The sequence below is a fragment of the Streptococcus caprae genome, assembly GCF_042649745.1.
In the GTDB taxonomy this organism is placed as follows: Bacteria; Bacillota; Bacilli; order Lactobacillales; family Streptococcaceae; genus Streptococcus; species Streptococcus caprae.
Map to the genome: position 1 here is coordinate 19,826 of NZ_JBHRZV010000028.1, position 9,807 is coordinate 29,632.

The following is a 9,807-nucleotide window of genomic DNA, read 5'->3' on the forward strand; positions in this document are numbered from 1 at the left end:
TGGTTTAGTCGCTTTTCATTATAGGTCATATGGGACTTTTTTTCTACATTCAAAAAGGCTCCATAATCTCTGCAGGGGAGCTACCCACTACAGAAATTATAGAGCCTTTTGTTTTTATATAAATATACTGTGCAGAATTGCTATTCTTCAACATTTGTATTTGTAGAAATATAAGGAGATGAATGTTCCACTAGCTTATGAGTCCAACTTACATCGTATTTTTGAATTTATTGAAACCCAAGACATCAAAAATGGTGTTGATACTTATCTAACGGATGAGAACGATCTCGCCTTTAGGGCATATGGGCAAGGCTATACTTGGAATGATAAGAATGATGTCGTCACCACATTAATAACAGTGAAGTGCTTTGGTGAAGGCAGGTTACCTATTGATATGAGTAAGGTGTTTATCCCACCAACTCAAGCATTAGAGAAGGAGCTATCTGTGTAGGAGGAAACGATGTTAGAAATCTATTTAAGTCGAAACACCAGTCGGAATCAAAAACTCCTGTCTTTTTGTGACTCGCATGGTATTTCCTACTCCTGTAAAGAAGTGAGTCATCTATCACGTGAGGAATTACTGAGGTTGTTTACCAAAAGCAGTGATTGTTTTACGCTCTTATCCCCTTCGCAACAACGATTTAAAGGTCATAGAGAGATGAAATTGAGTGAGTTAATGACGTTGGTTCTACGGAAACCTGACCAGAATCTTCGTCTCCCAATTGTGGTTTGTGAGGATAACGTGTATCCCGATATGAGTTTAGAAGAAGCGAGAACCTTTCTTCCGAGAAGTCAAAAAGTGGTTTCCTTTCGTGAACATCTTTTTAAGGACATGACGACATAAGGAGGAGCTATGAACGAACGTTTTTGGGAAAATTTGGAAATTATCGTTATGGAAAAAGGACTGTCATGGGCTTACCTTGCTCGACAGATGTTTAAGGGCCAATACGTCTACCCTAGTGAGTTTAACCGTCTCTACCAAACCTTTCGTCACTACAAATCTCATCGCCTGATGCCACAAGGCAAATGGGTGGAGAAAATAGTGAGTGTTTTAGAGATTGACTATGAAGACTTGTTTAGGAGGTAGAGATGAAACGTTTAGTAGTTATGTACGGAGCCATTCATGTCAATGTACTCCTAGTGAGTTTGTACCTAGTTGGTTGGCTAAATGGGGTATGGTTAACAGTTTTACAAGTGACGTTTCTAGCTCTGCTATTGTGGAGCTGGAAAAGGTTTAAGATACCGAAAAGAAACCTATCCTTGAAGGAGAGAGGGCTTTGGTTACTTGGTAGTCTAGGTGTCATGGTAAGTATTGCTCTTATTATGAGTGCTCTATTTTCAGGAAGCGAACCAAACCAAGAAACCTTAGTGACTGTTCAAGACCAGATTCCTGTTCTGTCCTTTATTCTTTTTCTCCTTAATGCCAGTGTCGTGGAAGAAGTCTTTTACCGAGAAGTGTTGTGGAGAGTCTTGTCTCAACCAATGAGTCAAGTTGTGTTAACGAGTTTCCTCTTTGCCTTAGCTCATCACCCATCCAGTCTATTCACTTGGGTGCTTTATGGGAGTTTAGGTCTCATACTTGGTATAGTGCGATGGCAAACGGACTGCTTGAACTCAACTCTCGTTCATCTGTCTTGGAATGGAATCGTCTTTTTCCTATCTTTATTGTGATACCAAAATCAAGGGTGCTTTCGTATCATGAAAGCACCCTATTGTTTTGATGGGGAATCATATAAAGGAGGAAATGATGTCATCCGAACAACAGGAACGCCAGGCGATTCAATATGCGGAACGGAGTGCTATGTTTACGGTGAAGGTCCTTCTCAAACTCTTAGAGTGGTCAGCCAGACACGCCCTAGCACAAGACTCGGCTTATAAAGTTGGGGTTCAAAAGTTAGAAGAACTCCTTCAAAGTCCATATGCCATTGAGTCGCTGAATATCTCAAAAGACATTTTGGATAAACCAGTTGATGTGGAGAAATTCAAGGAATTGGTGGAATCAGAAAACCTTCCTATTGCCATTAGTTGGCAAGGAGATTACCTTCATTTCTATGCTAAGGATAAGTCGCTCTTAGACAAGCACTTAGATGAGTTACTTCAAAAGTTGGTTTCCAATCCAAAAAACTGCAAGGGCTAACTATGGATAAAACCCTTGATGAGGAAATCGCACAAGCTAAGGAACAGATTGTGATGTCAGAACCCTCTGCTGTGAAAACAAAGGAGGTCATTCTCTAATGGTCTCAGGGAAAAAAGCTTTTATCTTTGGTATTTTAGGGCTTGCCTTTGGCTATTTCTGCCATCGGCTAGTCTTGCTTTATGATAGTCTTCCTAATCAACCGCCCTTGGAACGCCTTGCCTATCTCTTAGGCGAAGGACAGAATCAGGTCTTAAATCCCTTGTGGAATGGTCAAGATTGGGTGGCAACAGCAGCACGTCTTGGTGGTGAAACAGGCAAGGTACCAAAAGCAGGAGTAATTATTTCCTTTGCGGGAGGTGCTCATGGAACCCCTGCCGCTTACGGTCATGTAGCATTTGTCGAGAAGGTTTACCCAGATGGGTCTTTCCTTATCTCAGAGACCAACTATAATGGCAATCCTAATTATACTTTCCGTAAGTTATCAGGAGTAGATAGTACGATTAGCTTTGCATATACGACGAAATAGAAAACAATATGCTAACATTTCAATAATTTGTTAGCATATTGTTTAGGAGGTGGCGATATGGATCTGTTAGAGAAACCTGTTTATAATTATATAAAAAATCATGGCATTATAACTTTTCGTGATATGGAAGAGCTTAACTTTTCTTACCAACAATTGAATCAATTAGTCACAAAAGGTAAATTGGAATCAATTGAAAGAGGGATTTATCATCTGCCTGATACCTATATTGATGATTTCTTTAGTTTACAGTATCGTTTTCCAAAAGGAATTTATTCCTTAGACACAGCACTTTGGTTACATAGCCTTTCTCTTACTGTTCCATTTGAACCTGTGATGAGTTTTCCTTTTGGGACGAACACGAGGATAATGAAAGAAGCTGGTGTTAAGCCGATTGTTGCTAGAAAACATCATGAAATCGGTATTATAAAACTAGAACGACAGGCTGGGCAGTTTATCTCAGTATATGATATGGAACGAACTTTGGTAGAGTGTTTGCGAACAGCTTATCATGTTGATGTTCAAGTCATTACTCCAGCGTTTCAAGCTTACTTTAAAAAAGGAGCTGTGAATTATGTCAAGTTGTACCACTATGCACAACTATTTAAAGTCACTGAAAAGCTACAATCTTATGTGGAGGTATTGTCGTGAAATTTTCAAATGCCAATAGTTTCAAAGCGAAAATTAAGAATATCGCAAGAGAAAAAGGGATACCTGCTCAACAAGTTCAGCAGAACTATTTGATTGAGAAAATCTTAAAACTCATCTCTGAAAGTCGGTATAAAGATTCTTTCATTGTGAAAGGTGGATTCCTTATCGGACAGATGATTGGCTTAGATAAACGAACAACTATATCTCTTATGATCATTCTAAAATCGGAGAGAGGATGGGATTTACCTCTTTTTTACTACAGAAAGATACTCTATGTCGAAGATTTAACAGTTAATGGTATTTGGAGCTTTACTGGGATTTATATCGCTTTTAACGTGCTACTTGCCCTCGGACTTGTAGTAAAAGTAGTTAGAGGTTGGATGGAAGAATAACAAAAGGGTTACCTGGACCCAGGTAGCCCTTTTAGATAGAAAGATATAAAGTCAAATGTCTAGCTCATACTCCAATAGAAAGGAAACTTAGCCAACAACGATAATAATAATGCCTTCAAAAACTAGCAATAACAGAGACAATAATTTTTGCTTTTTCATGTGTAAATCCTCACTTTTGTTTTTTTAAATTGTATGCTATTATGATGTCAAAGAAAAAATATTCCCATATATGCTTATTGGTGGTGTATGATGAAAAAATTTGGAGAAATTTTTAAAAAGTTTCGAGAATCTAGAGGATTACGATTAAAAGATGTCGCTAAGGCTGGTATATCAACGTCTCAGCTATCTCGATTTGAAAAAGGAGAGACAGATTTAACCATTTCTAAGTTCATGCTTATCTTAGATGAAATCAACATGCCTATTGACGAATTTATGTATGCCGTTCATGATTTTCATCGTGATGAATTAAATGAACTTTTGTCAAAGATTAGGCATTTTGTATCTAATCATGATATTGATGGGTTGAAAAAATTACTCTATTCTCAAATGGAGTCAGATCCTAAACAGGAGAAATTTCATAAGCTTAATATTATTTTATTAAAAATTCGCTTACAAGATTTATCAGGAGAAGCTTATTATAATCAAAAGGATTTGGACGATTTAACCGACTATTTGTTTAGTGTGGAATACTGGGGGTATTATGAACTATTGATTTTTTCAAATACTTTAGATGTCCTAAAACATGATGTTTTCATGGTTTTGGCTAGAGAAATGTCTAGGCGTTCTGATTTCTATAAAGAAATTCCAAATAATAGACGATTAATCTCATCAATGTTATTAAATGGATATATCACATGTGTTGAGAGAGGAAAATTTCTGGATGCTCTGTATTTTGAAAAACAACTAAACCAATGCTTTTTCACTGAGACTGAAATTTATGAGCGATTGGTGTTTCAGTATGCACAACATCTGTATCACTATAAAAAAGAGAAGGATTGTAAAGCAATTATTGAAATGAGAAAGTGTATCGCTGCAATGAAATTAGCAGGCAGTAACCACTTGGCAAAAACTTATAAAGGTCATTTAGAAAAAATTTTAGGAGAACATAGCTAATCAGCAGATATGGGAAAAACTTTGACACTTATTTCAAAAAGATATAATAGAGTTATCAAATTAAGGAGGACAACTTCATGAAAATTGATAGTCAAAAAGAAGCAAAAGTTCTTGATTTATCAATCAATAAAATTGATTTGACTTTTGTTGCTCTTTCTCGTGATACTTCAAAATCTCACGGGCACTAAATAAAATTAAGGAGGAAATTTTCCTCCTTAATTTTATAAATTTTATTTGTAGTAGGAGAATCAATAAATGGACGAACGTCTTTGGTTGACTAACTGGAATAAGTTATATGTAAAAAATGAAATTCATTTAAAAAAGGCAATAGCTCCTCTTTATGTAGGATTCAAAATTACAGAAAATTGTAATCAAAGATGCCGACACTGCTGGGCAGGAAAAAATAAGATCGCCCATCACTCCTTAGATGAGATAAAAGTTGCATTAGAAAAAATAAAATTATTGAATCCTTATCACGTAACGATTACTGGTGGAGAACCTTTAGTTCATGATAGTTGGTTAGAAATTTTACAATTCGCTAAAAATAATTTCCCCGTTATCGAGTTATTTACAAATGGTGTTCTTTTGAATGAGAATCATATCCAAATTTTATCTGAATTGATGGATGAATTAGATTATATTCAGCTAAGTCTAGATGGGTTAAAAGAAACTTACAAAAAGCAAAGAGGGAGCGATGATTTTGATACTGTAATTAACAATATCAAATGCATTGTTCAATATGGCATAAACGTACGAATTAATATGACAGTTACGCATTATAATATTGATGAAATAGTTGAAGTTTATGAACTTGTTAGGAACCTTGGAGTAACTTCATTTTCAGTATCTCCTGTATATCCCTTACGAAGAGGAGAGCGGTTAGTACCATTGGTTGACTATGAAAGATACTTATTTTTTGGTAACAAAATTGAGAAGATACATTCAAAAAGTAAGAGTGATATGAATTTAACGGTTATTTATCCTATTGAAATTCAATCAAAGAGTGCAGATTACACTGTAGAAAATGAAATACATCAATTTAATACTGATTTATTACATTGGACTGTTGATGGAAAGGGAGACATTTTCCATTTCATGGATCAGTTTCCATATGATGAATTAAAGATTGGAAATATCTACCAAAATGCTATAGAGGAACTTTCTGAAAGGGATTTTCAAATCCAAACCAGTATTCTATCGCATTCTAGTAAAGGATTAAAATGTGCCCATTGCAGTTTAGCAGCATCTTGTCCTGGAATTGCCTATGCAAATTCTTTTCCAGAACTAGCCTTTAGTTATAGGAGGTGTACTTTTAAATGAAGCAGCAAAATATACTGGAAATATCACAGAATTTGGGAAATGATTTTGATTTACCATATTACATATATTCTAGATTGAAAAGTGATACTAATGAAAAAGCTGTATCTCCCCTTAAAATTGGTTTGAAAATTACCAATGCTTGTCATTTTAGGTGTCCGTATTGCTTTGTGATAAAAGAAGAGGATTTTCTCTCTTTTGATAATTTAAAAATTATAATTGCTAAATTACCTCAACTACCATATGAAGTATATTTGACTGGGGGTGAAGCAACTTTACATCCCGAATTTTCCAAAATTGTAGATTATCTAGTTGAGCTGGGGATTCTTGTGAAACTTCATACTACAGGAGTAATTATAGAAAAGAGTAGAAAATATATTCTTTCAAATTTGGATAAATTTTCTTCTATTCAAATTAGTATAGATTCAATTGAAAATTTTGATAAACTTAGACCAAATAAGATTGATATAAACCCTTTAGAACAAATATGTTCTTTTGTTAAAGATTGTTTGAGTAAGCACTATCAGAAATTGTTGGTCAATATTGTTATCAGTTCTCTAAATATTCACGAACTGGATGAAATTATTAATTTTTGCTATAAGCAAGGCTTGCGACGCATTCAACTATCTTCTATTTTTTCTATTCATAATAGATTACTAGTATCGGATGAACAATATGCTGATTATTACAATAATTTAATAATGAAATTTAGCAATCAAGGTATGAAATTTTTAACATCACCGTTTTGTCATCCATGGTCACTTGCAATTAAGAACGGAGTTGAATATAATTCACCACTTTATTGTCCAGCTCAAAAAACAGAATTTGAGATTGATATGCATGGAGATGTATATCCATGTCCTTTTTTGCATGATGAAACTCATTTAATGGGAAATTTGCTTACTAATGATTTTGAATTAGTATGGAGTTCTGGCGTAGATAGATTAAATAGAACTACTTGGTCAAATGATACCAAATGTAAGGATTGTAAACTTTTTAAAGATTGTGGTGGAGGTTGCTATGCCATGGCATTTGTTTCGAAACGAGAATATGATAAGAGGTGTATCATACATGCAAATAAGTAAAAATTGGTTTATTAGGTTTGAGCCTAATTTTCAAACAGAACAAAATACAATTTTATTCAATAAATTAAATGGAGAATTGTATGAAGTGACAGAAGTTTATTATGATTTCATTGATTCATTAAGAAGTGGAACTGATTTTCAAACGCTTCTCTTAAGAAAATATAAAATTAAAAAAGAAGATGTATTTGAGATTGAAAATACGATTTTAAAAAATCTAATATCACTAGGAGTAATTATTAATGAGTGAGGTTGGAGTTTACAACATCAAAAAAAGTTTCCATGGTAACATCGTACTGAATATACCAAAATTTGAAGTGGATAAAGGAGAAGTCGTGTCTATAGTAGGTGCTAATGGTGCGGGTAAATCCACTTTGATAAAGATTGTCTCGGGTCTAATGTTACAAGATTCAGGTCATGTTTTTGTTTTTGGCAATAGTAATGATTCAGTAGCTATTCATCAGGATGTCAAATTTGTTTTAGAAAGCGGTAGGGGGTACTATGAGTATTTAACTGCAAATCAAAACATTGACTATTTTTTGCACTTGAATAGAATTTCACGGAATCAGATTAAGAAGGATTTAGAGAATTTATTTGAAATACTTGACTTTAATGCCTACACCAATGTATTGGTATCTGAATTGTCACAAGGAACGAGGCAAAAATTGTCTCTGATTATTGCTCTTCTTTGCAATCCAAAAGTCTTGTGTTTAGATGAGCCTACAAATGGTTTAGATATCATTGCAAAAAAACAATTTGCAAAATTATTAATGGCCCTAAGCCAAGAAAAAGGAACCATAGTTCTGATGACTACACATGACATATATTTTGCAGAAGAGATTTCAACAAGAGTTTGCGTGATGAATAGAGGAGAAATAAAGCAAGAAGGCAGTTTCTCAGAAATTTTTGGAAAAAATAATAGGTGGACTAAATATAGAATTGGTATTTCATACTTTGAGAAAGAGTCCTTTGAAAAACAATTTCCCGAGCTATCTTATCATGTAGACAATGAGAGATTAATTGTTGAAGTGAAAGAAAGTCATATAAAAAATTATATCTTCAATAATTTTAATATTATATTTTTTGAAGAAATTGAAGAAAGTATTGAAGAAATATTGTATGAGGTTATTAATCATGATTAAAGAAATAAGGAGAGAGTTGAAGCGACAGCTGCAAGAGATGATACAGTTTAAATTTAATTTATTTTTTGCAAATTTTGGAATCCTAATAATGGTTTCAGCTTATCTCCAATACTTTAAAGATGTACAGAGTAAGTATTTGTTATTATGTTTACTATTTACTTGGTACTTTACAAGTCATGCTATTACACATCCAACATTCTTTATTGAAGATGACCTTTATGATCGTACTCTGATAAGCATCATTCAGAGCAGTAAAAGTATTTTACATGTATTAATGGTTAAAATCATAGTTCAAATATTGGTAGATTTTGTCAAAGCAATTCCTATCTTTATTGTTTTATCCATGATTAATCATATTAATTTTCCAGATGATTTTTTTAAATTAGTTGGGAGTATCGCTGCATGTATGCTAAGCATTATTAGCATGTATGGCTTTGGTTTTTGCTTATCCAGTCTCTGTTTTATTTTTAATCGTACATCTAGCATTACATCATTAATTTCTTACTTTATGCTATACTTTACTGGCATACTAGCGCCACTAGGTGGTCTATTTGGAATAGTAGGTAAATTCTTCCCCTATTATGCTTTGAGAAATTTTATTATCTCTCCATCATATCAGAATGTATTTTTTATTATTATTTATGGTGCTTTATATTGGTTAGTTGGAAGTTTTCTATTTATTGCTTTATTAAAAATAGCTAAGAAAAGAGGTAGTCTCTTCCATGTTTGAATTGAGAAGATATTTTAATTATAAAGCTCGATATCTGTTTGATAGTATTTGTGAAGTTATATACTCTTTAATTTTTATTACAGGTATCATTATTATTTTTGATAGTGATAAACCAATAAACTTAATTAATTTTTTTATTTATTATTCGATGACTAATATAATCTTACTTGCGAATGAAGAGTTAGAATACGAAATTCGAACAGATCAATATGCAAATATTAGCACAACAAAACGTACACCAATGATGATTTATATTACTCGTTCAGTGATCTATTTTATCTGGTCAACATTTATATTTTCAATTTCAATTTTATTATCTTACCCATTTTTTTATAAGAAATTCACTATTCCTTCTTTAGATATGGTCGGTCTGATGGTAATTATAGCACTTAATTGTATTTCATTTTTGGTAATTTATGTCTTGACAATTAAGTTAACTGAACGTTTTAAAAGAATCTCGGTCTTATTAAATTTATTTAATACTATTATGTTATTTTATTCAGGCCTAGTATTTCCAACTTCATTTGCTAGCTATGCAGATTTGTTGGATATCTTTCTGAATTAGATTCGAGATTTAGTTGATATGCTCAAAGTATATCATTTCACTATACGAAGGTTGGAGGACTACCTAACTTAGGTAATCCTCTTTATTAAACTAACTATATCTTTCTAAACTAGGTTAAAATTTATCATAAATTTTAACTTATTCTATTCACCAAA

14 protein-coding genes and 3 pseudogenes are annotated in these 9,807 nt (G+C 33.2%); all 17 read left to right on the forward strand.

Annotated elements, in window-relative coordinates; translation table 11 throughout:
- Nucleotides 1-169: 169 nt before the first annotated feature.
- Nucleotides 170-451, forward strand: a pseudogene (locus ACFORF_RS04015) (hypothetical protein); the annotation flags it as partial.
- A 9-nt stretch (nucleotides 452-460) separates the two neighbouring features.
- Nucleotides 461-844, forward strand: coding sequence for a hypothetical protein (locus ACFORF_RS04020; protein WP_380425727.1), 384 nt, complete (start codon nucleotides 461-463; stop codon nucleotides 842-844).
- Between the two features lie 9 nt (nucleotides 845-853).
- Nucleotides 854-1,087 (forward strand): transcriptional regulator, encoded by a 234-nt coding sequence (locus tag ACFORF_RS04025; protein WP_380425729.1) that lies wholly within the window; start codon nucleotides 854-856, stop codon nucleotides 1,085-1,087.
- Nucleotides 1,088-1,089: 2 nt separating this feature from the next.
- The gene (locus ACFORF_RS04030) at nucleotides 1,090-1,671 is read left to right on the forward strand and encodes a CPBP family intramembrane glutamic endopeptidase (RefSeq protein WP_380425731.1); all 582 of its coding nucleotides are present in this window, start codon (nucleotides 1,090-1,092) and stop codon (nucleotides 1,669-1,671) included.
- Between the two features lie 76 nt (nucleotides 1,672-1,747).
- Nucleotides 1,748-2,235: pseudogene (locus ACFORF_RS04035) on the forward strand (hypothetical protein).
- Nucleotides 2,235-2,663, forward strand: coding sequence for a CHAP domain-containing protein (locus tag ACFORF_RS04040; RefSeq protein ID WP_380425733.1), 429 nt, complete (start codon nucleotides 2,235-2,237; stop codon nucleotides 2,661-2,663). Before ACFORF_RS04035 ends, ACFORF_RS04040 begins: the two are co-directional and overlap by 1 nt.
- 57 nt (nucleotides 2,664-2,720) lie before the next feature.
- Nucleotides 2,721-3,311 (forward strand): type IV toxin-antitoxin system AbiEi family antitoxin domain-containing protein, encoded by a 591-nt coding sequence (locus ACFORF_RS04045; RefSeq protein ID WP_380425735.1) that lies wholly within the window; start codon nucleotides 2,721-2,723, stop codon nucleotides 3,309-3,311.
- Nucleotides 3,308-3,541: pseudogene (locus ACFORF_RS04050) on the forward strand (nucleotidyl transferase AbiEii/AbiGii toxin family protein); the annotation flags it as partial. The gene ACFORF_RS04045 and the pseudogene ACFORF_RS04050, both read left to right, overlap by 4 nt.
- A complete protein-coding gene (locus ACFORF_RS04055; RefSeq protein WP_380425745.1) occupies nucleotides 3,521-3,703 on the forward strand; it encodes a DUF5966 family protein in 183 nt (60 codons plus the stop codon). The pseudogene ACFORF_RS04050 and the gene ACFORF_RS04055, both read left to right, overlap by 21 nt.
- A gap of 249 nt (nucleotides 3,704-3,952) precedes the next feature.
- On the forward strand, nucleotides 3,953-4,816 hold the full coding sequence (locus ACFORF_RS04060) for a helix-turn-helix domain-containing protein (RefSeq protein WP_380425737.1): 864 nt from the start codon (nucleotides 3,953-3,955) through the stop codon (nucleotides 4,814-4,816).
- A 77-nt stretch (nucleotides 4,817-4,893) separates the two neighbouring features.
- Complete coding sequence (locus ACFORF_RS11150; protein ID WP_430767870.1) at nucleotides 4,894-5,004, forward strand: HGH motif RaS-RiPP peptide; 111 nt, start codon at nucleotides 4,894-4,896, stop codon at nucleotides 5,002-5,004.
- 67 nt (nucleotides 5,005-5,071) lie between these two features.
- Nucleotides 5,072-6,136, forward strand: a complete 1,065-nt coding sequence (locus ACFORF_RS04065) for a radical SAM protein (RefSeq protein ID WP_380425739.1) — start codon at nucleotides 5,072-5,074, stop codon at nucleotides 6,134-6,136.
- Nucleotides 6,133-7,218, forward strand: a complete 1,086-nt coding sequence (locus ACFORF_RS04070) for a radical SAM/SPASM domain-containing protein (RefSeq protein WP_093998654.1) — start codon at nucleotides 6,133-6,135, stop codon at nucleotides 7,216-7,218. The genes ACFORF_RS04065 and ACFORF_RS04070 overlap by 4 nt, the downstream gene beginning before the upstream one ends.
- Nucleotides 7,205-7,465: a hypothetical protein gene (locus ACFORF_RS04075; RefSeq protein ID WP_017649764.1), complete on the forward strand. Its 261-nt coding sequence runs from the start codon at nucleotides 7,205-7,207 to the stop codon at nucleotides 7,463-7,465. The genes ACFORF_RS04070 and ACFORF_RS04075 overlap by 14 nt, the downstream gene beginning before the upstream one ends.
- Nucleotides 7,458-8,357, forward strand: a complete 900-nt coding sequence (locus tag ACFORF_RS04080) for an ABC transporter ATP-binding protein (protein ID WP_380425741.1) — start codon at nucleotides 7,458-7,460, stop codon at nucleotides 8,355-8,357. The genes ACFORF_RS04075 and ACFORF_RS04080 overlap by 8 nt, the downstream gene beginning before the upstream one ends.
- Entirely contained in the window at nucleotides 8,347-9,087 is a 741-nt protein-coding gene (locus ACFORF_RS04085; protein ID WP_380425747.1) for an ABC transporter permease, read from the forward strand. Before ACFORF_RS04080 ends, ACFORF_RS04085 begins: the two co-directional genes overlap by 11 nt.
- Nucleotides 9,080-9,652, forward strand: a complete 573-nt coding sequence (locus tag ACFORF_RS04090; RefSeq protein ID WP_380425743.1) for a hypothetical protein — start codon at nucleotides 9,080-9,082, stop codon at nucleotides 9,650-9,652. The genes ACFORF_RS04085 and ACFORF_RS04090 overlap by 8 nt, the downstream gene beginning before the upstream one ends.
- The last annotated feature ends 155 nt before the right edge of the window (nucleotides 9,653-9,807 follow it).

Coding starts and splice junctions, on each gene's coding strand:
- ACFORF_RS04055 (WP_380425745.1), top strand. CDS start 3,521: ATGATCATTCTAAAATCGGAGAGAGGATGGGATTTACCTCTTTTTTAC.
- ACFORF_RS04090 (WP_380425743.1), top strand. CDS start 9,080: ATGTTTGAATTGAGAAGATATTTTAATTATAAAGCTCGATATCTGTTT.
- ACFORF_RS04025 (WP_380425729.1), top strand. CDS start 854: ATGAACGAACGTTTTTGGGAAAATTTGGAAATTATCGTTATGGAAAAA.
- ACFORF_RS04080 (WP_380425741.1), top strand. CDS start 7,458: ATGAGTGAGGTTGGAGTTTACAACATCAAAAAAAGTTTCCATGGTAAC.
- ACFORF_RS04020 (WP_380425727.1), top strand. CDS start 461: ATGTTAGAAATCTATTTAAGTCGAAACACCAGTCGGAATCAAAAACTC.
- ACFORF_RS11150 (WP_430767870.1), top strand. CDS start 4,894: ATGAAAATTGATAGTCAAAAAGAAGCAAAAGTTCTTGATTTATCAATC.
- ACFORF_RS04045 (WP_380425735.1), top strand. CDS start 2,721: ATGGATCTGTTAGAGAAACCTGTTTATAATTATATAAAAAATCATGGC.
- ACFORF_RS04040 (WP_380425733.1), top strand. CDS start 2,235: ATGGTCTCAGGGAAAAAAGCTTTTATCTTTGGTATTTTAGGGCTTGCC.
- ACFORF_RS04070 (WP_093998654.1), top strand. CDS start 6,133: ATGAAGCAGCAAAATATACTGGAAATATCACAGAATTTGGGAAATGAT.
- ACFORF_RS04060 (WP_380425737.1), top strand. CDS start 3,953: ATGAAAAAATTTGGAGAAATTTTTAAAAAGTTTCGAGAATCTAGAGGA.
- ACFORF_RS04065 (WP_380425739.1), top strand. CDS start 5,072: ATGGACGAACGTCTTTGGTTGACTAACTGGAATAAGTTATATGTAAAA.
- ACFORF_RS04075 (WP_017649764.1), top strand. CDS start 7,205: ATGCAAATAAGTAAAAATTGGTTTATTAGGTTTGAGCCTAATTTTCAA.
- ACFORF_RS04030 (WP_380425731.1), top strand. CDS start 1,090: ATGAAACGTTTAGTAGTTATGTACGGAGCCATTCATGTCAATGTACTC.